This is a genomic window from Kribbella hippodromi (genome assembly GCF_039531045.1).
Classification (GTDB): domain Bacteria; phylum Actinomycetota; class Actinomycetes; order Propionibacteriales; family Kribbellaceae; genus Kribbella; species Kribbella hippodromi.
The window spans coordinates 66,257-87,912 of sequence record NZ_BAAAPH010000001.1 but is presented as its reverse complement, the minus strand read 5'-3'; the positions used below and the strand labels follow the sequence as shown (position 1 = coordinate 87,912).

Here is a 21,656-nt window from a genome sequence, read left to right as displayed (position 1 = left end):
CCGCGTGCTCTGAGGGGTCAGCCCCTCGGACAATGGGTTGACCCCCGAAAATCTCGCGGCCAAACCCACCCGCTCAGGGGTTGACCCCTCAGACGGAACCGGGTAGCACGATCGACTTTGTCAGGTGGGTGTGGATTTGGGTGGTGACCTCGTCGGCGGGGGTTGTCGCGGTGTTGATGGTCAGGTTGGCGGTGGTGGTCAGCCAGGGGCGCGCGGCTAGGTAGGGGGCTACGTGTTGGTGGCGCCAGGGGCGGATGGCGGTGCCTTCGGGGTCGGCGTCGATTCGGGTGTGGAGGGTGTCGGCGTCGGCGTCCAGTACGACGTGGACGACGTCGTGGCCGCGTGAGCGGAGTCCGGCTTCCAGCTCGCGCCAGTACGACTCGACCAGGACGGTCTGCGGGGCAATCACGTGCTGGCCGGTGAAGCGGATGATTTCGTCGATGACCGCGGGGACGAGCGCGCGCCACGGTGGGAGCTGCTGGAAGTCGGTGAACTGCTGGTCGCTCAGGTTCACCTTCAGCAGGTAGCCGACGTGCTCGGGGTCGAAGAGCCGCGCGCCCTCCAGCAGCTCGACCAGCTTGCCTGCCGTGGTGGTCTTGCCGGCGCCGAACGTTCCGTTGATCCAGATGACCGTCATGGTGAGGTACGACGCTCCAGCACAGCCCGCGGTTCGAGCCGGACGAGCGCAATCCCGGCGAGCGCCGTGGCGGCAGCGGCTAGGGCGAGGGCGTGACGGACCTGCAGCGTGGCGAGGACGTTGGTTGACGCGAGCAACGGAATGGTCTGCGCCAAGGAAAGCAAGGACTGCAAACGAGTCAAGTGCGATCGCGGCGTGCTGCGTACGAACACCGGCGCCAGGTGCGACGTAAACAGCCCGACACCAACGCCCTGCACCAGCGTCGCACCAACCGCAGTGGGAACGGACGGTGCGATCGCCAGCACCGCGATCCCGGTCGCCGCGACGACACAGCCGAGTCCACCGACCAGTCCGGCGCGGGCGTACGTACCGAACCGCGCCACCAGCACCGTGACGACCAGACTGCCGGTAACACTCCCAGCGACGACAAAGCCGGCCTGACTGGCAGCCCAACCATGCGAGCGAGCCAGTAGTGGCACACACAGCGAGCTGATCGGCAGTACGAACGCAGCAACCAGCGCAACGACCAGGAGCACCGTACGAAGCACCGGATCGCGTACTGCAACCCGCAGACCGTCCAGCGCATCAGCCACCACCGACCGCCGCGCACCAAGTGCGGGTACGTCGTACGGCGGCCGCAGCGCCAGTAGTACGACGAACAAGACCGCAAACGTCAGCCCGTCGAGTACCAGCGCCCCAACCAACCCGATCGTCGCAACCAGGAACCCACTGAGCGGTCCGCCAACAAGGGTGATCACCTGTGTAGCCGACGTACGCAGCGCCATCGCCCGCGGCACCTGCTCATCCGGTACGAACAGCCGCACCAGCGCCCCGGCCGCAGGAAGTGCGAACGCGTCGACCGTACCGACCACCACCGCTGTAGCTAGCAGCAGACCAGCCGAGACGCCCCGCACGCCAACCACAACAGCCAGCAGGAAGCAGCACGCACCGACGATCGCTGTGCAAACCACCAGCAGCCGGCGCGGACCGATGCGATCACCCAGAACACCACCGAGCAGCAGGAGTACGGCGCGCGGCAGGGTGAACCCGGTCAGTACCAGCGCGGCGATCTGCGGGCCGATGCCCGTAGCTGCCCAGCTGAGGGCGAAGAACAGTGCGGTGTCGCCGAGTACTGAGAGGGTGGAGCCTGCGAGCCAGCCGTAGTACGCGCGGTTCAACCGTCCAGCCGGACTGGCATGACGAGGGTGGTGAAGGTGCCCTGGTCGGCGGAGCGGACGACTACTGGGCGATCGGAGGCGCAGATCTCGAGCAGTACGTCCGGGCCGACGCTCGCTTCGAGGGCGGCTGCCAGCAGGGTGGCGGTGAAGCCGATTCGTACGCTTCCGGAGCTGACGGCGTCGAGTTTCACCTCGTCGGCGATCCGCAGCGAGTGCGGGTCGATGTCAAAGGCAACGACATCGCGTCCGGTGAGTACGCCGAGCAGGGCCAGGCGGTCGACGACCACTCGGTACGCGGGCGGGGTCAGGCCGTCGAGGATCTGCTCGTACGCCGGGTACTCCGCGTCGATCGTGTCGAGTTCACGGACCTCGTCGCCGTACGCCAGCCGGAGCCGCTCGCCCGATCGGACCTCGATCCGTACGGTGTCGCCGGCCGCCGCCCACCTGCTCACCTCCGCGAGCTGATCCGCCGGTACCAGCACCCGCCCGCTCGCCCCACCAAACTCCACCGGCCGGACGGTCCGCACCGCCATCCGATACCGATCAGTCGCCACAAACGAGATCTCGTCCGGCCCCAGTTCAATCAACACACAACTCAACACCCGCTGCAGCTCATCCGCCTCACCCTCAGTAAATACAACTGCAGTTGGGGTTACTTGGCGGAGGGCGCTGGATAGTTCGGGGCCGCCCAGGGTGGCGGTGGTGTGGTCGGCGAGTAACTGGGTCAGGAGGTTGGTGGCGGCGGTACGGGTTGCGGCGGAGCGTGCTTCAAGTGTGCGGAGGTGGGCCCGGACGACCTCCGCCACCTCCGACGGGTCGGCGTCCAACGCGATCCGGACCTCCGGCAGCGGCAGGTCGATCTCGCGGAGGTCCCGGAGCAGCCGGGCGCGGGGCTGTTGGGACTGGTCGTAGTACCGGTAGCCGTTCGCCGCGTCGACCTCCGCGGGCGGTAGCAGTCCGCAGTCGTCGTAGAACCGCAGCGCGCTCGGCGCCAACCCCACCAGCCGGGCAAACTCACTGATCGTCACTCGCATACCCGCGACCCTCCGCCCTGCACCAGGTTGAAGGTCAACCTGCCTTTCCGGAACAATCCGCCGACAGCCGGTGCAAAAGACAGGTCAGCCGCGGAACCGGCCCCAGAGGTTCAGGGTCTTGCCGAAGCGTTCGGCGCGGATCCAGTCCAGGATGCTCTTCGCGGAGCGTTCCGGGGTGAGGTCGCCGCGTACGGACCGCGGCACGTGCTTGCGGATCTCGGCCGCGTCCGCGAGAGCGTCCTCGATGTCCTCTTCCGGCCAGCCCCGCCCGGCCAGCCGTTTCCGCCGGACCGCGTCCGGGCAGTCGAGGTGCAGCCACCGGCCCTCCGGCAGTTCCTTCGGCAGCGCCGGCGACAGCAGCAGCACCGGAATCCCGGACCGGCGGATCAGCTCGGTGATCCGCAACCACAGCGCGTTGTACGCGGGCCAGATCGGCGCAGCCGTCGGACTGGTGATGTCGATCCCGAGCAGCCGGCCGTCGTCGTCCAGCAGCTCGTCCATATCCATCACAACCAGGTTCCCCGGACTGAGCCGCACCAGCTCGGGCACGACCGTAGTCTTCCCCGACCCAGGCGCCCCAGTCACCACGAATAGCCTCGTCACACCCCTAGTGTGCGGTCACTCCACCACCAGGCGCACGGGAGGCCGCGCTTCGGTGGACATCGCGGGTAGTCCGCGGGCGCCCGGAGTGATTGATCCGAGCATGCTGGAGTGTCCGGCGCCGGTGCAGCTCGGGACTGTGCCGCCCAGTCCGTGCAGGGTCAGGAAGCCGAGTACCGCGAACGCGTACGCCTCCTTTGCCGCCGAGGGGAGGCCGAGTTCATCTGTGGTCCGGACCGGAATGTCCAGCTCATCGGCCAAGAGATGCATCAACGCCGGGTTCTGAATACCGCCGCCCGAAGCGACCACTTCGGTACCGCCGTACCGCCGCACCGCGTCAGCGACCGTACGGGCGGTCAGCGTGGTCACCGTGGCGACCAGGTCCGCCGGGGCAATCTCCGGCAACCCCTCCATCGCCCGCGCCAGGTACGCCAGGTTGAACAACTCTTTCCCGGTCGACTTCGGCGCCGGCCGGGCGTAGTACGGCTCGGCCAGCAGCCGCCCGAGCAGTTCCTCGTGTACTTGCCCGCGCGCCGCCATCACCCCGTCCGCGTCGAACGGCTGCCCGGTCAGCTCCATCACCACCGCGTCGATCAGCGCGTTCGCCGGACCGGTGTCGAAGGCAACGGGTTCGCCATGGACGACCGTAATGTTCGCGATCCCACCAAGGTTCAGCGCGACCGGTACGCCCGGGCGCCCGCGCAGCCATAGCACGTCGATGATGCTGACCAGCGGCGCACCTTGCCCACCGGCGGCGACATCGCGCGCCCGCAGATCCGACACCACCGGTACGCCGGTCGCCTCCGCGATCCAGGCCGGCTGCCCGAGTTGCAGTGTCCCCCGTACGGTCCCGCCGTCGACCCAGTGGAAGAGCGTCTGCCCGTGCGAAACGATCACGTCCGCGGACCCGCCGCAGAGCTGCTCGACCGCCTGCCGCGCCACCGCGGCGAACGCCTGCCCGATCCCGGTGTCCAGCTTGCAGACCTGCTCCATCGTCGTCGATGCCGGCGGCAACGAGGTGGCGATCCCGTTCCGCAGCTCGTCCGGGTACGGCTGGCTGAGCATGCCCAGCGGGGTCAGCACCAGTTGGTCGCCCTCCAGCCGCAGGTCCGCGGCCGCGGCGTCGATCGCGTCGTACGACGTACCGGACATCAACCCGATCACTCGCATATCAGTCCCTCAGCTCCCGTCGGTGGTCATCGCCTCGCAACGTGAGCAATGCGACCACACTCACCGCACACGTCACCACCACGTACCACGCCGGGATGTCGATGTTCTTGGTCCGTTTGATCAGCTCGGTGATGATCAGGCCGGCCGATCCGGAGAACACCGCGTTCGACAGCGAGTACGCCAGCCCGAGCCCGGTGTACCGCGCCCGGGTCGGGAACATCTCCGCCAGCATGGCCGGTCCGGGCCCGGCCATCAACCCGACCACCAGGCCCGCGACGAACACCGCGGCGCCCTTCGCGGCGAGGCCGGATTCCTTGTCCTGCAACAGATTCAGCAGCGGGAACGCGAGGACGACGACCAGGCCCGCGCCGGTCACCATCACCGGCCGCCGCCCGATCTTGTCGCTCAGCCAGCCGGCCGGCATGATCGACAGCGCGAACCCCGCGTTCGCCAGCACGGTCGCGACCAGCGCCTGCCGGAACGTCGCGTCCAGCGTCGACTGCAGGTACGACGGCATCACCACCAGGAACGTGTACCCGGCCGCCGACCAGCCCATCAACCGGCAGATGCCGAGGACGATCGCCCGCGCCACCTCGCCCTTGCTCGCGGCCGGCGGCTCTTCCTGTACGCGGGTGAAGCTCGGCGTCTCCTCCAGCCTCAGCCGGAGCCACAGCGCAACCAGACCGAGCGGAAGCGCGACCAGGAACGGTACGCGCCAACCCCAGTCGTGCAGTGCCTGCGTGCTGAGCACGGTCGCGAGGATCGCCGCGAGCCCGGCGCCGGCGAGCAGCCCGAGCGCGACGGTCAGCGACTGCCACGCGCCGTACAGCCCGCGCTTCGTCCGCGGCGCGAACTCGGTCATGATCGACACCGCGCCGCCGAACTCACCGCCCGCCGACAGTCCTTGCAGCGCCCGCACCAGCGTGAGCAACCACGGCGCGGCCGCACCGACCGTCGCGTACGTCGGCAGCAGGCCGATCAGCATTGTCGAGGCGGTCATCAGCAGCAGCACGATGATCAGCGTCGGCCGCCGCCCGATTCGGTCACCGACCCGGCCGAAGATCGCCGCTCCGATCGGCCGGAAGAAGAACGCGAGCGCGAACGACGCGTACGTCTTGATCAGGCTCTCGGCGTCGCTGGTGGAGGTACTGCTGAAGAAGTTCGCGGCGATTACGGTCGCGAAGAAGCCGTAGGCGCCGAACTCGTACCACTCGACGAAGTTCCCGACCGTGCCGGCGACGAGTGATCGCCGGGTACTGACCGCGGTCGTGCTGCTCATCGATGCCCTTTCGGTAAATTTCTCCCGCCCACCGGCTACATCTTCGTCTATAAGTGACATGCGGCGCGAGTCCGCGCCGATCTCTTGACAGCGGGTTTTCGCCCGATCGATGATCGGGGTCGCTATACCGGTTTATCTGCAGACCTATCCATGGCTGTCGACCGGGTGGCTGCAGCGACTTAACCGATATAGCGACACCGCCCACCCCAGAGGAGTCGATCGGATGAGTACACAGCGGATGAAGCGCCGGACCCTACTGACGGCGCTGGCCGCGGGAACCGCCGCGGCCGCCACCGGCGCCGCGCTGCCGGCCGAAGCGCTGGCAACCAAGTGCCGCCGGGCCGCGAAGAACGGTCCGGTGACCGTCGCGTACATCGAGGTCAACGACCACAGCATGCTGAACGCCGGCAAGTACACGCTGGCCAACGGCGGCGCGCAGGTGATCGACATCGCGGTCATCTTCGCGGCGAACATCAACTACGACGGCTCGAAGGCGTACCTGTCGTTCAACCAGCAGGTCCAGAGCGTGCTCGACAACGTCGCCACGCAGGTCCGGCCGCTGCAGCAGAAGGGCATCAAGGTCCTGCTGTCGATCCTCGGCAACCATCAGGGCGCCGGCTTCGCGAACTTCCCGAACCAGGCCGCCGCGGACGCGTTCGCCCAGCAGCTGGCCGACGCGGTCAACCGGTACGGGCTGGACGGGATCGACTTCGACGACGAGTACGCGGAGTACGGCAACAACGGCACCGGTCAGCCGAACGCCTTCTCGTTCGTGTACTTGGTGCAGGCCCTACGCCAGAAGCTGCCGAACAAGCTGATCACGCTCTACGACATCGGCCCGGCCGCGGACCGGTTGACGTACAACGGCCAGAGCATCGTCGAAACCTTCGACTACGGCTGGAACCCGTACTACGGCACCTGGTCGGTCCCGAGCGCACCGAGCGCGAAGTCCCGGGTCTCACCCGCAGCCGTCTCGTACACCGCGACCAGCTCGGCCACCGCCGCAAGCCTGGCCCAACGAACGGTCAGCGGCGGCTACGGCGTCTTCCTCACCTACAACCTGACCGAGTCGGACACGTCCGCGTACATGTCCTCCTTCACCCAGAAGCTCTACGGCAGCAACACCGTCTACACCCCGTAGACCCACCCCGGCTGCCAACTGAACGGCGCCGCAACCAGCTCCTCCACCGGTCGCCCACTCCCCAGCAGGTGCTCCAACGCCCACCGATTGGCCGAGTGGGCGACCACCAACACAGTCGCCCCGCCGTACCACCGCTCCACATCCCCAAGAAACGACCGAGTCAGCTCAACCACGTCCCCATACGACTGCCCACCCGCAAACGGCACACCCACCCGAGCCGCCCGCGGCTCCAGCGCCTCCACCGACACACCGTTCAACTCGCCGTAGTTGCACTCCCGAAGCCGCCAATCCACCAGGTGCGGCGCGCTCAGTTCCGCGAGCTCGACCGTCTGCACGGCTCGCCGAAGATCCGAGCTGAAGACCACATCCACGTCCCGCCGGCGTACACCCAGCTCACGCGCCTGCTCCCGGCCGGCCGCCGACAGCTCGCCGGGGAGCCAGCCGGTCGCGATACCTCGTTCGTTGTCGACCGTGGTCGCGTGGGTTTCGTAAATCAGCTTCATACCTCACAGTCAATCTCCCTTTGCCTTCGTTACTGGTCGGTATATACTTAAGTTACCGGCGAGTACAGTAGCTAGGGAGCCTTTGTGAGCCACTACAAGTCGAATCTTCGGGATATCGAGTTCAACCTGCTCGAGGTGCTCGGGCGGGCCGACGTGCTCGGGCAGGGGCCGTACGCCGAGATGGACGTCGACACCGCTCGTGAGGTGCTCGCGGAGGTCGACCGGCTGGCCAAGCACGAGCTGGCGGAGTCCTTCGTGGACGCCGACCGGAACCCACCCGTGTTCGACCCGGACACGCACGAGGTGCGGATGCCGGAAGCGTTCAAGAAGAGCTACCACGCCTACATGGACGCCGAGTGGTTCAAGCTCGAGCTCCCGCCCGAGCTGGGCGGTCAGCCGACCCCGCCGTCACTGCGCTGGGCCGCGGCCGAGCTGGTCCTGGGCGCCAACCCACCCGTACACATGTACGCCGCCGGCCCCAACTTCGCGCACGTCCTTTGGCGCAACGGCACCGACCGGGACAAGAAGATCGCGCACCACATCATCGAGCGCGGCTGGGGCGCGACCATGGTGCTGACCGAGCCGGACGCCGGTTCCGACGTCGGCGCCGGCCGGACCAAGGCCACGCTGCAGAACGACGGCTCCTGGCACATCGAGGGCGTCAAGCGCTTCATCACCTCGGGCGAACACGACCTGACCGAGAACATCGTCCACCTGGTGCTGGCCCGCCCGCAGGGCGTCGAGGGCGCCGGCGGTCCGGGGACGAAGGGCCTGAGCCTCTTCGTGGTCCCGAAGTACGACTTCGATCTCGAAACCGGTGAGCTGACCGGCGAACGCAACGGCGCCTACGTCACGAACGTCGAGAAGAAGATGGGCATCAAGGTGTCCACCACCTGCGAGCTCACCTTCGGCGACACCAACCTCGGCGGGCCGGCGAAGGGCTGGCTGCTCGGCGAGGTGCACGACGGCATCGCGCAGATGTTCCAGGTGATCGAGTACGCCCGGATGATGGTCGGTACGAAGGCCATCGCCACCCTCTCCACCGGCTACCTGAACGCGCTCGAGTACGCCAAGGAGCGCGTCCAGGGCGCCGACCTGACGAACCCGGCCAAGACCGCCCCGCGCGTGACCATCACGCACCACCCGGACGTCCGCCGCTCGCTGATGACCCAGAAGGCGTACGCCGAGGCACTTCGGGCGCTCGTCCTGTTCACCGCGACGTACCAGGACCGCGCCGAGCAGGCCCGGTACGCGGGTGAGCACGATGTGCTTGCCGAAGGGGTGAACGACCTGCTGCTGCCGCTGGTGAAGGGCTACGGCTCGGAGAAGTCGTGGACCCTGCTCGGCACCGAGGCGCTGCAGACGTTCGGCGGCTCCGGCTTCCTGCAGGACTACCCGATCGAGCAGTACGTCCGCGATGCCAAGATCGACACCCTGTACGAGGGCACGACCGCGATCCAGGGCCAGGACCTGTTCTTCCGCAAGATCATCAAGGACCAGGGCAAGGCGCTCGGTCATCTGGCCGAGCAGGTGCAGGCGTTCGTCGCGTCCGAGGCCGGCAACGGGCGGCTGAAGGAAGAGCGCGCGCTGCTCGCGAAGGGCCTGGAGGACACGCAGAAGATCCTCGGCGTGATGGGTCAGGCGCTGATGGCGAGCAACCCGCAGGCGGAGAACGGCGATCCGCGCAACGTCTACAAGGTCGGCCTGAACACCTCGCGGCTGCTGTTCGTCCTCGGCGACGTGGTCTGCTCGTGGCTGATGCTGCGGCAGGCGGAGGTCGCGCTGGAGAAGCTGGGCGGCGAGCTGCCGGCAGCCGACCAGGATTTCTACACCGGCAAGGTCGCGGCGGCGCAGTGGTTCGTCCGGAGCACGATGCCGTCGGTCCGGGCCGAGCGGATCAAGGCGGAGCTGACCGACCTGGACGTGATGGACCTCCCCGAGTCCGCGTTCTGACCGGCCCCCTCCGGCTCGGGCGCTTGCGCGGCCCGAGCCGGAGGTTTCCAAGCAGCCGAACGCCGGACGCTCGGCTGCCGGCGGAGCGAGTTCGGGGCAGATTGATCTGCCCCGGGTTGCCCCGCGATTTGCCCTGTTGCGGAGGGTGATCTTGCGGCAACGTTTCTGCCCTGCAACACCGTGACCCTGGCTTGGTTTCCCCTGTCCGAGCCAGGGTCGCGCCCATTCCGGAACCGGACGCCCAGATCCTGCGTCCGTGTGAATGTGTCCAAGCCCGGTCGTCGTACGCTGTCCGCGATGTCCGTCCGCCTGCTCGCCGCCTTCTTCGCGGCCACCGCCTTCCTGTCCGCCCTCTCGGTACCGCCCGCGCACGCGGACACACCCGAGCTGCCGGACCGGATCGTCGCGGCCTGGAAGACCGATCACGTCTCCGTCGACGAGCGGCTGCGCCCGACGATGCCGGCGGCCGAGCTGACCCGGATCCGCACCGCGGTCAAGAACGCCGGCCTGCCGGTGTACGTCGCGCTCGTCCCACAGTCGCCGTACCTCAGCAAGGGCGGCTACGACCTGCCGACCCTGCTGCATGCCCGGGTCGGCGAGCCCGGCGTGTACATCGTCGCTATCGCCACCGCGGGCAGCTGGACCGTCGGCGGCACGCTCTATCGGCCGGCTGGGCTGCGTGGCCGCGACCTCTACAGCGTCAAGTCCGAAGACAAAGAGCGGATGAACCTGGTCTACGACCGCCCCGCCCCGCAGATCGTCCGCACCATCCAGCAGGCCGCCACGGCGTACGACGGCCGGCCGCTGCCCGCGGTACCGGCGAGCGATCTACGACCGGAACGTGCCGGCAGTGGTCCGTCGGTCACGGACAAGGCGGACCGGGCCACCTTCATCGGGATGGGCGCCGGCGGCTTCCTCGGCTTCGTCCTGACGCTCGTCCTCGGACTGCGGCGCCGGAAGGGCACGGTCAAGCGCGCGAAGAGCGTGGCCGCGAAGCCGGTCGACGTCCAGGACGTGCAGCTCCGGGCCGACCAGAAGATCCAGGAGGCGGAACGCGCCCTGGGTCGGCTGGACAAGCGCGCCAACAAGACGACGCAGCAGCTCGATCGGCGCGATGACGCGTACCGGCGGCTGGACGCGGCGCGTACGCTCCGGGCCGACCAGCCGGACGATCTCCTGTCCAGCGCCGGCGCCCTGGTGCTCGCTCGGCAGGCCGAGCGGGTGGCCAGCGGCGCGGCTCTGCAGCCGCCGTGCTTCTTCGACCCGACGCACAATCCCGGCACCGCCAAGGTCGACTGGGCCGACGACATCGAGGTGCCGGCCTGCCAGCAGTGCGCGTCCGTCGTCCGTCGCGGCAACACTCCGCGCGGTCTGCGGGTGCCGACCAAGTCCGGGCTGTTCGGTCACGACACCAAGCAGGTGCCGTACTGGACACTCGACCCCGAAGACAGCCCGATGGTCGCGACCGGCTTCGGCGCACTGTCCGACGATCTGCCCGAACAACTCGCCGCGAGCCGGAAGGACGGGGTCCGATGAGGCGCGTACTGCTGCTCCTGGTCGTCACCGTGTTCGCGCTCACCGGCACGGCTCAGGCCGCCACCCCGGCCGATCCACGGATCACCGACGCGGTCGCGGCCTGGAAGACGAGTGGGCTGTACGTCGACCCGGATTTCGTCTCGATCGCCGACCGGGACGAGACGCTCAAGGTGATCGCCGGCGCGAAGCTCCCGGTGTACGTCGCGGTGCTGCCGACCGGTCGCTGGTTCCCGGAGAAGGACGACACCGACCTGCTGGCCGGCCGGCTGGCCGCCGCGAACGGCAAGCCCGGCGTGTACGTGGTGATGGACGGCTACAGCTCGCACGGTGCCGCGAACAATGTCGCCGCGCGGGCGTACGGCAGTACGTACTCGAAAAAGGATCAGGCGTTGAGCAGCCAGCTGCAGGCGTACCTCGACACGGTGGAGCAGGACGCGCGGGACCAGCCACGACCGGCCCGCTCGGAGCCGTATCCGGAGCGGCCCGAGTCGTCGTACCCGGAGGAGAAGTTCACCGTGGGCAAGGCGATCGGTAATGGCGGCGGCGGTGCCGTGCTCGGCTTGATGGGCGGCGGCATCCTCGGCGGCCTGGTGCTGCTGGTGGCGGCGATGACGTCCGGACGACGGGAAGGAAAAGCGTGAGGACCCGGTTTCTGCTGACCTGTCTGGCGACGGCGGTCGCCATCCTGCTCGGGCTGCCTGGTTTGATCGGCGCCCCGGCGCAGGCTGCGACAACGCAGACGCCGGCCGAGCGTGCACGCGAGATCGCGGCAGTGGTGGGCAAGGACGGGTTGTACATAGACCCGGCGTACAAGGCCGCGTTGCCGCAGAAGCTGCGTGACGACGTCCAGGCCAAGGCGAAGGCGCTCGGGTACCCGACGTACACGATCATCCTGCCGCTGACGCCGAGCGACGCGTTCGAGGGCAAGGAGAGCAACGTCCTCACCCTCGTCGAGGACGCGCTCCGCAAGCCCGGGCTGTACGTCGTGGTCGACGGCGGCTCGCGGTTCCCTTGGTACGAGACGCGCGACCTGCCGCAGGTCAGCGAGGAGAAGCTGCGGGCGTCGCGGTCGCGGGCGCTGGACGACGAGGGGTACGACGCCGGGCCGACCGAGGTCGTGGCGCGGATGTACGAGCTGCTGGCCGCACCGGGCATTCCGAAGACCTCGACCCGCCCGGAGTCCAAGCCACCGTCCCGGTACTCGGACGAGGACGGCGGGCACGGCGGGATCGTGGCGCTCTCGATCATCGGTGGATTGATCGTGCTGATCGGCCTCGGATTGGTGATCGGCCGTATCCGGCGCGGGCCGGCGCCGCAACGCGAGAAGGCGTTCCGGATTCCGCCACACGTCGCCGCCACGGTCGCGTCCGAGCGGCGCCGCCGGCTGGAGCGCGAAACCACCGCCGAGCTCACGACGCTCGGGTCCCAACTGGCCGCGTTGCCGAGCACCGAAGGCCCTGGCCTGCGGCATCAACAGGCCGCGCTCGACGACCACGCGGCCGCCGGCAAGGTACTCGACTCGTCCACCGAGCTGGTCGATCTGGTCGGCGCGATGGTGCTGCTGGACAAGGGGCGCCGCGAGTACGACGCAGCGGTGGCGGCCGCGAGCGGCCGGACGGCGCGGTCCGTACCGGAGCTGTGTGCTTTCAACCCGCTGCACGGCCGGGCGGCCGGCAAGCCGACGCAGATCGCGGCCGACGGGTCCACCCTGCCGGTCCCGTTGAAGCTGCCGCTGTGCACCGAGTGCCGGCAGGCCTTGAAGCGCGGCGACGCGCCGGCGTCCCTGCCCGGTGACAACGGCCCCTACTGGCATGACGACTCGCTCTGGGCCCGCACGTTCTACGGCACCACCGGCGACGACCTGGCCGAATCGGTCTCGCGCGGCGAGCTCTCCAAGTGATCTGTCCGTGGCGTCCCTGAGAGGAGCTCAGGGGCGTCTCGGGGGATCTGCCTGATCCAGCCGGGGCCTCCGGCCGCCTACTGTCGGTGCGACAGCGTGGGTGGGCTCGAGAAGAGGCGGACGATGGCGGAGAACAAGCAGCTCGGTGTGGTTCTGCTGGTGGTGGCGGCCGGGCTTGGGCTCTGGCAGTTCGGCGACCGGGATTCCAGCGACACGAAGACGGTCAACGAGAAGATCACCTCCGTACGCCTCGCCGGCAGCCACTCCGATGTCAGCATCAAGGTGTCCGACGACGACAAGACCACCGTGCACGAGCAGCGTACGTACTGGTTCCGGAAGCACGGCGACGCGTTCTCGGTGCAGGACGGCGTACTCGTACTCAACGGGGACTGTGGTTGGCAGTGCCGCGCCGACTTCGAGCTGACGGTTCCGCGCGGTACCAAGGTGGTCGGTGAGAACGGCAGCGGCGACCTGCAGCTGAGGGGTGTCGGCGGTGTCGACGCGAAATCCCGGTCCGGCAAGATCGAGATGCGCGACGTTCAGGGGGACGTGAATCTGGATGTCACGTCCGGGGACGTCTCCGCCACGAACGTGAGCGGCAAGTTCGCCGTAAAGGCGAATTCCGGCGAGATCAGTGGGCGGGAGCTCAAGGGCGGTGCGGTCGACGTCGAGACCACGTCCGGCGACATTCAGCTACAGCTGACCGAAGCCAACGACGTCCAGGTCCGGGGCACCAGCGGCGACATCAACATCACCGTGCCGAGCAGTGACTACAAGATCAGCACCGACTCCCGGCACGGCGATGTCGAGAACCAGCTCGGCAACACCCCGAACGGCAGCCACAGCATCAGCGCCAGCACCACATCGGGCGACATCGAGCTCCGCACCAACTGAGCTCGAGGTCGCCCGCTGAGATCTACTCGCGCTGAGGTCTATCAACGCTCAGGTTCATTCACGGAAGTCGCGGTGGTTTTCCTCGACGACGCGGTACTCCTCCTCGACGGCGGGATCGATCACGTCGGTCTCCACCCGGCGGCGCCGGTTGGTGATGTAGAAGGACAGCAGGATGCCGGCCAGTCCGGCGAGCAGCAGAATGTAGCCGACGACCTGCAGGTTGACGGCATCCCAGCTGTCCCGCACCGCGAACGCCAGGACCGCCCCGACAACCATCAGAAAAATCCCCACACCGATGCTCATCAAAGCCTCCCTGTGAGTCGCTTACAACGCTACCTCTCTGTACCCGGCAGCCAAACGCTCACTACTTGGAGCCGGAAAGAACCAGCTCCACGCGGGTAGGTCCACCTGATGCGATCTGGACCGGTACGCCCCAGTCCTGCCGGTGCATGTGACACGCGGGGAACTCGGCTTCGCCCGAATCACAGGACGCCGCTTGCACAGCCACATGCAGTACGCCGGAACCAGCATGCGGATCGATCACCAACCGGCGTACCAGGTCCGTCGAATCGCCCGCGCCCTCGCTGAGCAGACTGTCCGGGGTAGCGGAGACGAGCAGCCGGGTGGACGGGCCGTAGCGGTCATCGAGCTTCTGGCCGGGCGGCGGCGTGAAGACCACCTCCAGCGTCACCTCCCCGGCGGCAAGCTCCATCGGCGGCCGTTGGGTCCGCGTACTGAACTCGTCGGCCGTCGCGGACGATCCGAGTGGAACGCGAGTGAGCCGATGCGCCGCCGACTCGACCACCAGCAGTTCGTTGCCCACGACAACGGCACCGCTCGGTTCGGCCAGTCCGGTCGCCATCGTTTCGACCAGCTCGGTGCGCGGATCGTACCGGCGGACGGCGCCGTTGTACGTGTCGGCGACCGCGATCGAGCCATCGGGAAGCACGGTCACGCCGAGCGGATGCTGGAGCAGCGCCGCACTCGCCTTCCCGTCCCGCAAACCGAAGTCGAACAGCCCGGTACCGACGGCAGTGTGCACTTCGGTGTCGATCCAGCGCAGCGCGGAGATCTCCGAGTCAGCCAGCCAAAGCCGGTCGCCGTCGGCCGCGAGTCCGCTGGTCTGTGCGAACCACGCTTCACCGAGCGGACCGTCCTTCAGCCCTTCGTTGGTCGTACCCGCGGCAATCTCGGTCACCTTGGCAAGCGGATCGTACGTCCACAACTGGTGTACGCCGGCCATCGCGATCCACACTTTGCCGTCCCACCACGCGACATCCCAGGGTGAACTCAGTACGTCGGTGCCGTCGCCGTCCATCCACTGCTTGCCCGTACCGACCAAGGTGCTGACGTGGCCGTCGGACAGCCGGAGTCCGCGGAGTGCATGGTTGACGGTGTCGGCGACCACGACGTCGTACCCGGCCTTGGCGGCGATGCCGGCGGGCAGCACCACCAGGCCGTTCGGCTCGGAGAAGGAGGCCGTACCGGGCGCGCCGTCGGCGAAGCCACGCTCGCCGGTGCCGATCCGCCGGACCACGGTCGTCGCGTCCGCGGCCAGCTCGACGATGCTGTGATTACCGGCGTCCGCGACCAGCAACCCGTTGTCCAACGCAACCACCTTCGCCGGGAAGCGCAGGTCGGTCGGTTCCGGTTCCGGCGCCACGTACGGCGAGTTGCCCCGCGTCAGCGTACCGGCCTTCTCGTGCTGATCGATCAGCTCGCCGAGCAACGCATCGAGCGCGTGCTCATGCCCTTCGCCGGAGTACTGCGCGACGATGTAGCCGTTCGGATCCACTAGTACGAGCGTCGGCCAGGCGCGGGCGGTGTAGTTCTGCCAGGTGATCAGCTCCGGGTCGTCGAGTACCGGATGCGCCACCTCGTACCGCTCGACGGCGGCCCGCACCGCCGCTTCCTCGCCCTCATGCGCGAACTTCGGCGAATGGACACCGACGATCACCAGCGCGTCGCCGTACTTCTCCTCCAACGGCCGCAACTCGTCCAGCACGTGCAGGCAGTTGATGCAGCAGAACGTCCAGAAGTCCAGTAAGAGGAACCGGCCGCGGAAATCGGCGAGCGACAGCTCCCGGCCTCCGGTGTTCAACCAGCCCCGACCCCGCAACTCCGGTGCGCGCACATGCATGCCACCCATTGTCCGCCGACCCACAAACCGGCCGCCCCACGGGACCAGAGCTCGGGATCAGCGCGGCAGGATCAGGGTGTCCGTCAGCAGTTTGGCGGTTTTGCGGAGCGTGGCGGGCGAGGAGGACAGGTCGGTGGCCAGCGCGTACGGGGTCAGGGGCTCGCCCGGGCCGACCAGGCAGTGACGGTGAGCGAGCAACCAGACGATGGCGCGCGGCCAAGTGGACAACCGCGCCTTGGCCAGCAGATCTGGAGCATCCCGGACCAACCGTTCGGCGATGTCGAACGCATCCGGCGCGTACGACGTGCCGAGCGTCTCGCCCGCCATCAGCCAGGCGTGCGGCGCCAGCACCGACAGCGTCGCCGCCTGGTGGTTGTCCAAGCCGTTGAGATCGGGCTGCGGCGGCGAACCGAGACCTGCGAGGGCGCGGTAAGCGTCTTCCAGATCGTTGGTCGCGTCATCGAGGAAGACCCGCTCGCCGGGTTTCGAACCGACCGGGTCGATCATCGCGGCCGCCTCCAGCGCGGGCTGCCAGACATCGACCGCGTCCACGGCTTCGTCGACCGCATCAAGCGGCAGCTGCGTCCGCTCGCCCGCGAACTCCAGCCAGGCTTTCACCACGACCGGGACCGCCCCGAAGTAGGTGCTGTCGGCAAGGACCTTGCGCGGCAACCAGTACGCCAGGAACAGCTCGACCAGGACCGCGCTGACCCGGAGCGGACCGCCGACGGTGTGGTCGACCGCATGGTCGATCCAGAGCCGGGCGATGTCGGCGGCGTCATCGGGCAGGGCCGCCGCATACTGCGATTCGAGGAACTCTTCGACCAGTTGCTCCCGCTGGCGCGGTGACAGCAACGGGCGGACTGGTGGCCGGACCGGACGCTCCGGCAACTGGGTCAGCCGATTCACCAGCAGGCCGGTGAAGAACTCGAAGTCCTCGCTGACCGGCGGATCGTCGTAGTCGCGGGTTTCGCCCAGCGCCTGCAGGATGATCCCGGCCGCGGTCGCCGGCCGGACAGTCCGGATCGTCACCCGGCCGCCGCGCTGGTACGCCTCGAGCACCCGGTCCACCGGTGGGCCGACGAAGACGTCCTTGACGATCGCGCCCAGGTTGTTGTCGATGAACACCACCACGGTGTGCGGATGCTGCTCGTCGTCGTAGTCCAGCACGACGCTCAGCCCGTCACCGGTGATGTCCTCGGACACGATCGCGCTGGTCAGCCGGAAGCCGGCGATCCTGGTCACCCACTCGGGCACGGCTTCCTGCGTACGCAACCGGGAGACGTGCGCCCGTTGCAGCGGCAGCCGCCCGGCCGGACCGACGGTCCGCGCCAAGCTGGTCAGCAGTACGAAGGACTCCGGGTCGCGCCGCTCGCCGAGCACCCGCGCGGCGTCGGCCCAGAAGAACCGCTCCACCTCGCCGATCTCGTCCGGCCGCCCGGCCGGCCAGAGCTGATCGGCCAGCATCGCGGCCGACCGCGCCACCGACGCCTCGGCGATGACCGGATGCAGCGCCACCGGCACCGCCGCCAGGTCGAGCGAGAGCGTCTCGAGCAGGGTCTCCAGGACGGCGACGCTCGGCGTGGTGTCGACATCGACACCCGCCGTCGGTGCGTGCGGGGCGTCCGGTTCGGAGCCGACGAGCCGCAAGTGGCTGCGCCGTCCGTCCCGTCCACCAGGAGACTTGGTCACCTCCGTGAGATTACCGTCCGCCCGCACTCCCCCGCAGTCCCCCGCGCGCGTCCTGTGGATAACCCCCCGCCCGCTACCGGGCGAGGGGTGCGGGGCGGGTCAGCCCTTGAGGGCGCCGGCCATCAGGCCGCCGATGAACCAGCGGCCGAGCAGGATGTAGACGATCAGGGTCGGGAACGACGTGATCAGCGCCCCGGCCATGCTCGCCGCGTAGTCGACCTTCTGGCCGCCGGCCAGCGCCGCCAGCCCGAGCGTCACCGGGCCGTTGTCCTGCTGAGTCAGGAACAGCGCGAACAGGAAGTCGTTCCAGACCGAGGTGAACTGCCAGATCAGCGTCACCACGAACCCGGACATCGAGATCGGCAGGATGATCCGGGCGTACGTCTGCACCAGTCCCGCACCGTCCACGCGGGCCGACTCGATGATCTCGTTCGGCACGATGGTCGCGTAGTAGTTGCGGAAGATCAGCGTGCAGATCGGGATGCCGTAGATGCAGTGCGCCAGGATCAGCGTCGGTACGCCCCGGGTGACGTCCAGCTCGGTGAAAGTCGTCCGCAGCGGCAGCATCACCGCCTGGTACGGGATGAACATCCCGAACAGGATGAACGCGAACACGATGTTCGCGCCCGGGAACCGCCACCGGGCCAGCACGAACCCGTTGGCCGAACCGATCAGCGAAGAGATGATCGCGGCCGGAACCGCCAGTGACAGCGAGCGGATCATGTACGGCTGGAGTACGTCCCAGGCCTTGCGCCAGGGCTCCACCGTCCAGGTCTGCGGCAACGACCACTGCCGGGCGGCGGTGGTGTCGGCCGAGTTCTTGAAGCTGGTGATCACCACGACGTACACCGGGATCAGCACGAACAGCAGGAACAGCAGCAACAGCACGTACCGGACTGTCCTGCTACGCCGGGTCGAGCCGTCCGCGATCACCCCACGCTTCTGCGGCTTCTTGCGGATCGCCGCCGCAGCCTGACCGGTGACGGGCGCGGTGTCGACGCTCATTCCTCACTCTCCTGCCGGACGGTGTACGCGATGTACGGAATGACGAGCACCGCGACCACCGCGAGCAGCACGATCGCGATCGCGGCCGCCTTCGCCTGATCGCTGCGCAGCAAGGTGTTCCACATGTAGATCGCGGGCACCTCGGTACGGAACTGGTTCGGCCCGGTGATCGCGTAGATCAGGTCGAACAGCTTCAGCGACATGTGCCCGAGGATGATCAACGCCGACAGCGCGATCGGCGACAACTGCGGGAACAGGACGTGCCGGTACAGCTTGAACTCCGACGCACCGTCCACCCGCGCCGCCTCGCGCAACTCCGGTGGGATGCCCCGGAACCCGGCCAGGAACAGCGCCATGATGTACCCGGACAGCTGCCAGACCGCTGGTAACGCGATGGACGCCATCGTCGTCCATCTACTCCCCGCGGTCCACCAGGGATTCTCCAGGAAGTTCAGATGCAGGATCTCGAACAACCGGTTCAGGCCGCGCGCGTCGGCGCCCTGGGACGGGTTCAGCAGCCAGCCCCAGACCACGCCCGAGGCGATCATCGAGATCGCCATCGGGAACAGGTAGATCGACCGGAAGATCGACTCGCCGGGTACGCCCTTCTCCAGCAGCAACGCCCAGAGCAGGCCGAAGATCAGCGTGCCCACGATGAACGCCACCGTGAGCACGCCGAGGTTCTTCAGCGAGTTGAGGAACCGGTCCTCGCCGAACAGGTGCCCGTAGTTCTCGAACCCGACGTAGTCCGCCGGGCCCTTGCGGGCGGTGTGCCGGTTGGTCAGCGAAGTGTTGAAGGACCACGCGATCAGCCCGTACACGAAGTACCCGAGCAGCAGCACGGTCGGCAGCAGCACCAGGGCACCAGGTCCCCAGGTGCGAATTCTTCCGTGCACGGTCAGCCCTCCGTACCGCGGCCGGTCCGCCTCATCGAGCCGAAGCTGGGTCGCATCAGCTCGTCTTCATCGCGGCGCCGAGTGCGGTCTGCAGCTTGGCCACGTCCGGACTGCCGCTGAACTGGCTCATCGCGGACAGGATGTCGTTGTTCTGGCCCAGCGTGCAGGCGGCACCGTGCGCGCAGGACGGGACGATCTTGTCCTTCTTCCAGTCCGCCATCGCGCTCTGCTGGTACTTCGGGTAGTCGGCCGGGTTGGCGTCCGAACGGGCCGGGATCGAACCCTTCTTGGTGTTGAACGCCTTCTGGCCCTCGGCCGAGCCGACGGTCTTCAGCCAGCACTTCGCGCCGTCCGGGTCCGCGCCGTTGGTCGGCAGCGTGAACGAGTCGGACAGGAACTGGAACGCCTCCGAGGTACCCGGTGCCGGCCAGTACGTGTACGAGGTGTCCGGGATCTTGTCGGCGAGCTGCTGCGCCGCGACCCAGTCACCCATCAACGTGTAACCGGCCTTGCCGGTGTTCACGTAGCCGAGCGCGTCCGGCCAGTCGATCGCCTCGCGGTCGGTGTTGGTGAAGGTGAGCAGCGTCTTGTACTTGTTCAGCGCCGCGGTCACGTCGCCGCCGGCCCAATCGGTCTTGCCGTCCCACAGACCCTTGAACTTGTCCGGGCCCAGCTCGGCAAGCAGCACGGCCTCGACCAGCATCTCCTGGGCGAAACCCTTCGAGACGGCCAGCGGGGCAGCCACACCGGCGGCCTTCAGCTTGGTCAGGTCGGCGATCCAGGCGTCCACGGAAGCCGGCGCCTTGGTGGCGTCGATGCTTGCCTTCTTCAGCACCGTCGGGTTCGCCCAGACAACGTTGGCACGGTGCACATTGGCCGGGATCGAGTAGATCTTGCCGTCCACCGTCAGGTTGTCGATCAGGTTCTGCGGGAACGCCTTGTCCAGCCCGAAGTCCTTGTACAGGCCGCTGATGTCGTCGACCTGACCGGCGTTGATGTAGTCCTTCAGCTCCGCCCCGGCGTGTGCCTGGAACGTGGACGGCGGCTTGCCGGCCTGCAGGTCGTTCGCCAGCACCTGCTTGGCGTTCGACCCGGCGCCACCGGCGACCGCGGAGTTCACGAACTTGTAGTCCTTGCATTCGGTGCCGAACACCGAAACCAGGCCGTCCAGACCGGCCTTCTCACCGCCGTCGGCCCACCAGGTGAAGACGGTGACGTCCTTGCTCGCCGACGAGTTGCCACCGCTGCTGTTGTCGCTGTTCCCGCAGGCGCTCACCGCGAGTAGACCCGCCGCACCCACCAGCGCCAGGGTCTTGCTCAGACCACCACGCATGTTTCACTCTCCGATCAGTTGCGATGGAGCCGCCTGTGACAACGATGCCCCCTTGACCGCCCCCACTCTGGGACGGTCACTGCCGGGTGTCAACGTTCCGGGCAGGCGCGTTGCGCAGCCGTGACCACACGCACGGTAGCGCTGTGAGAGCGCGCACATTCGGTGTTCGATGGGGAGGCTGGAGCAACTACTGTCCGCTCAGATGGTCACGTAGCGTCCCCGCCGGTGCGCCAGCGCGGGGACGTCGTCCGCGGCCAGCTCGACGTGCGCGATCTCCAGCTGAACCTGCAGCGCCCAGCCGACCTCGGGCGGGTCCGGGTCCACCAGCGTGCAGCCGGCCCAGGTACTCACGCCGACCGGCGCCGGGCCCCAGTCCGTATCGGTCCAGTCGATCAGGCGGAACGGGCCGCCCGGCGCCGGCGCGACGTACCCGAAGGCGTCGGCCAGCTGCCGGTGCGGCTCGCCGAGCAGCGCGACCACCGCGGTCCTTGCCTCCCGCAACGTTTCCCACAGGTCCGAATCCGGGTCGATCAGCCCGAGCACGTACCCGGGCTCCCCGTCCGCGACCAGCATCGACGACACCGTCAGCCCGGCCCGTTCACCTTCGTGGGCGGCTGTCCACAACCCCACCGGCGAAACCAGCCGCCCCCGGAACCGTCGCACCGGACTCCGCTCGGACTCCGGCGGCAAAAATGGGTGATCACCGTGGATGGTCATGCTGGCACGGTAGCCAACGACAGGAGGTCCTCGTCTCCACGACCTCTG

Annotated in this window: 20 protein-coding genes; 6 read left to right on the top strand and 14 right to left on the bottom strand. The window is 68.1% G+C overall.

All coding sequences use genetic code 11. From position 1 onward, the window contains the following. Positions 1–88: 88 nt before the first annotated feature. The 6 genes from ABD260_RS00365 to ABD260_RS00340 all read right to left on the bottom strand — a co-directional run bounded on the left by ABD260_RS00365 (position 89) and on the right by ABD260_RS00340 (position 5,898). Positions 89–637 (bottom strand): AAA family ATPase, encoded by a 549-nt coding sequence (locus tag ABD260_RS00365; RefSeq protein ID WP_344231239.1) that lies wholly within the window; start codon positions 635–637, stop codon positions 89–91. Beyond that, positions 634–1,815, bottom strand: coding sequence for an MFS transporter (locus ABD260_RS00360; RefSeq protein ID WP_344231238.1), 1,182 nt, complete (start codon positions 1,813–1,815; stop codon positions 634–636). Before ABD260_RS00360 ends, ABD260_RS00365 begins: the two co-directional genes overlap by 4 nt. Further along, entirely contained in the window at positions 1,812–2,849 is a 1,038-nt protein-coding gene (locus ABD260_RS00355; protein WP_344231237.1) for a DNA polymerase III subunit beta family protein, read from the bottom strand. Before ABD260_RS00355 ends, ABD260_RS00360 begins: the two co-directional genes overlap by 4 nt. Positions 2,850–2,933: 84 nt before the next feature. Continuing rightward, entirely contained in the window at positions 2,934–3,434 is a 501-nt protein-coding gene (locus ABD260_RS00350; protein ID WP_344231685.1) for an AAA family ATPase, read from the bottom strand. 33 nt (positions 3,435–3,467) lie between these two features. Next, positions 3,468–4,619, bottom strand: coding sequence for an anhydro-N-acetylmuramic acid kinase (locus ABD260_RS00345; RefSeq protein WP_344231236.1), 1,152 nt, complete (start codon positions 4,617–4,619; stop codon positions 3,468–3,470). Between the two features lies 1 nt (position 4,620). Then, on the bottom strand, positions 4,621–5,898 hold the full coding sequence (locus ABD260_RS00340; protein WP_344231235.1) for an MFS transporter: 1,278 nt from the start codon (positions 5,896–5,898) through the stop codon (positions 4,621–4,623). 223 nt (positions 5,899–6,121) lie between these two features. Here ABD260_RS00340 and ABD260_RS00335 point away from each other — a divergent pair, with 223 nt between their 5' ends. Continuing rightward, positions 6,122–7,039: an endo-beta-N-acetylglucosaminidase H gene (locus tag ABD260_RS00335; RefSeq protein ID WP_344231234.1), complete on the top strand. Its 918-nt coding sequence runs from the start codon at positions 6,122–6,124 to the stop codon at positions 7,037–7,039. Here ABD260_RS00335 and ABD260_RS00330 read toward each other — a convergent pair. Continuing rightward, positions 7,027–7,542, bottom strand: a complete 516-nt coding sequence (locus tag ABD260_RS00330) for a histidine phosphatase family protein (protein WP_344231233.1) — start codon at positions 7,540–7,542, stop codon at positions 7,027–7,029. The genes ABD260_RS00335 and ABD260_RS00330 overlap by 13 nt on opposite strands. An 84-nt stretch (positions 7,543–7,626) precedes the next feature. Here ABD260_RS00330 and ABD260_RS00325 point away from each other — a divergent pair, with 84 nt between their 5' ends. The 5 genes from ABD260_RS00325 to ABD260_RS00305 all read left to right on the top strand — a co-directional run bounded on the left by ABD260_RS00325 (position 7,627) and on the right by ABD260_RS00305 (position 13,825). Next, positions 7,627–9,495 (top strand): acyl-CoA dehydrogenase, encoded by a 1,869-nt coding sequence (locus ABD260_RS00325; protein WP_344231232.1) that lies wholly within the window; start codon positions 7,627–7,629, stop codon positions 9,493–9,495. 297 nt (positions 9,496–9,792) lie between these two features. After that, a complete protein-coding gene (locus ABD260_RS00320; RefSeq protein ID WP_344231231.1) occupies positions 9,793–11,031 on the top strand; it encodes a hypothetical protein in 1,239 nt (412 codons plus the stop codon). Then, positions 11,028–11,672: a hypothetical protein gene (locus tag ABD260_RS00315; RefSeq protein ID WP_344231230.1), complete on the top strand. Its 645-nt coding sequence runs from the start codon at positions 11,028–11,030 to the stop codon at positions 11,670–11,672. The genes ABD260_RS00320 and ABD260_RS00315 overlap by 4 nt, the downstream gene beginning before the upstream one ends. Next, entirely contained in the window at positions 11,669–12,931 is a 1,263-nt protein-coding gene (locus tag ABD260_RS00310) for a hypothetical protein (protein ID WP_344231229.1), read from the top strand. Before ABD260_RS00315 ends, ABD260_RS00310 begins: the two co-directional genes overlap by 4 nt. A gap of 123 nt (positions 12,932–13,054) precedes the next feature. Further along, entirely contained in the window at positions 13,055–13,825 is a 771-nt protein-coding gene (locus ABD260_RS00305; protein ID WP_344231228.1) for a DUF4097 family beta strand repeat-containing protein, read from the top strand. A 54-nt stretch (positions 13,826–13,879) separates the two neighbouring features. Here the strand turns inward: ABD260_RS00305 and ABD260_RS00300 are convergent, their stop codons facing one another. From ABD260_RS00300 to ABD260_RS00270, 7 genes are all read right to left on the bottom strand, one after another. Next, positions 13,880–14,128: a DUF6458 family protein gene (locus ABD260_RS00300; protein ID WP_319041616.1), complete on the bottom strand. Its 249-nt coding sequence runs from the start codon at positions 14,126–14,128 to the stop codon at positions 13,880–13,882. 61 nt (positions 14,129–14,189) lie between these two features. Further along, positions 14,190–15,965, bottom strand: coding sequence for an NHL domain-containing thioredoxin family protein (locus ABD260_RS00295; RefSeq protein ID WP_344231227.1), 1,776 nt, complete (start codon positions 15,963–15,965; stop codon positions 14,190–14,192). A 57-nt stretch (positions 15,966–16,022) separates the two neighbouring features. Beyond that, complete coding sequence (locus ABD260_RS00290; RefSeq protein ID WP_344231226.1) at positions 16,023–17,657, bottom strand: hypothetical protein; 1,635 nt, start codon at positions 17,655–17,657, stop codon at positions 16,023–16,025. A gap of 99 nt (positions 17,658–17,756) precedes the next feature. Next, entirely contained in the window at positions 17,757–18,662 is a 906-nt protein-coding gene (locus tag ABD260_RS00285; RefSeq protein ID WP_344231225.1) for a carbohydrate ABC transporter permease, read from the bottom strand. Then, positions 18,659–19,558, bottom strand: a complete 900-nt coding sequence (locus ABD260_RS00280; protein WP_344231224.1) for a carbohydrate ABC transporter permease — start codon at positions 19,556–19,558, stop codon at positions 18,659–18,661. Before ABD260_RS00280 ends, ABD260_RS00285 begins: the two co-directional genes overlap by 4 nt. 55 nt (positions 19,559–19,613) lie before the next feature. Further along, entirely contained in the window at positions 19,614–20,891 is a 1,278-nt protein-coding gene (locus ABD260_RS00275; protein WP_344231223.1) for an ABC transporter substrate-binding protein, read from the bottom strand. 198 nt (positions 20,892–21,089) lie between these two features. Then, positions 21,090–21,608, bottom strand: a complete 519-nt coding sequence (locus tag ABD260_RS00270; RefSeq protein WP_344231222.1) for a flavin reductase family protein — start codon at positions 21,606–21,608, stop codon at positions 21,090–21,092. Between the last annotated feature and the right edge of the window lie 48 nt (positions 21,609–21,656).

Coding starts and splice junctions, on each gene's coding strand:
- ABD260_RS00365 (WP_344231239.1), bottom strand. CDS start 637: ATGACGGTCATCTGGATCAACGGAACGTTCGGCGCCGGCAAGACCACC.
- ABD260_RS00355 (WP_344231237.1), bottom strand. CDS start 2,849: ATGCGAGTGACGATCAGTGAGTTTGCCCGGCTGGTGGGGTTGGCGCCG.
- ABD260_RS00345 (WP_344231236.1), bottom strand. CDS start 4,619: ATGCGAGTGATCGGGTTGATGTCCGGTACGTCGTACGACGCGATCGAC.
- ABD260_RS00340 (WP_344231235.1), bottom strand. CDS start 5,898: ATGAGCAGCACGACCGCGGTCAGTACCCGGCGATCACTCGTCGCCGGC.
- ABD260_RS00335 (WP_344231234.1), top strand. CDS start 6,122: ATGAGTACACAGCGGATGAAGCGCCGGACCCTACTGACGGCGCTGGCC.
- ABD260_RS00330 (WP_344231233.1), bottom strand. CDS start 7,542: ATGAAGCTGATTTACGAAACCCACGCGACCACGGTCGACAACGAACGA.
- ABD260_RS00320 (WP_344231231.1), top strand. CDS start 9,793: ATGTCCGTCCGCCTGCTCGCCGCCTTCTTCGCGGCCACCGCCTTCCTG.
- ABD260_RS00315 (WP_344231230.1), top strand. CDS start 11,028: ATGAGGCGCGTACTGCTGCTCCTGGTCGTCACCGTGTTCGCGCTCACC.
- ABD260_RS00305 (WP_344231228.1), top strand. CDS start 13,055: ATGGCGGAGAACAAGCAGCTCGGTGTGGTTCTGCTGGTGGTGGCGGCC.
- ABD260_RS00300 (WP_319041616.1), bottom strand. CDS start 14,128: ATGAGCATCGGTGTGGGGATTTTTCTGATGGTTGTCGGGGCGGTCCTG.
- ABD260_RS00295 (WP_344231227.1), bottom strand. CDS start 15,965: ATGCATGTGCGCGCACCGGAGTTGCGGGGTCGGGGCTGGTTGAACACC.
- ABD260_RS00285 (WP_344231225.1), bottom strand. CDS start 18,662: ATGAGCGTCGACACCGCGCCCGTCACCGGTCAGGCTGCGGCGGCGATC.
- ABD260_RS00275 (WP_344231223.1), bottom strand. CDS start 20,891: ATGCGTGGTGGTCTGAGCAAGACCCTGGCGCTGGTGGGTGCGGCGGGT.
- ABD260_RS00270 (WP_344231222.1), bottom strand. CDS start 21,608: ATGACCATCCACGGTGATCACCCATTTTTGCCGCCGGAGTCCGAGCGG.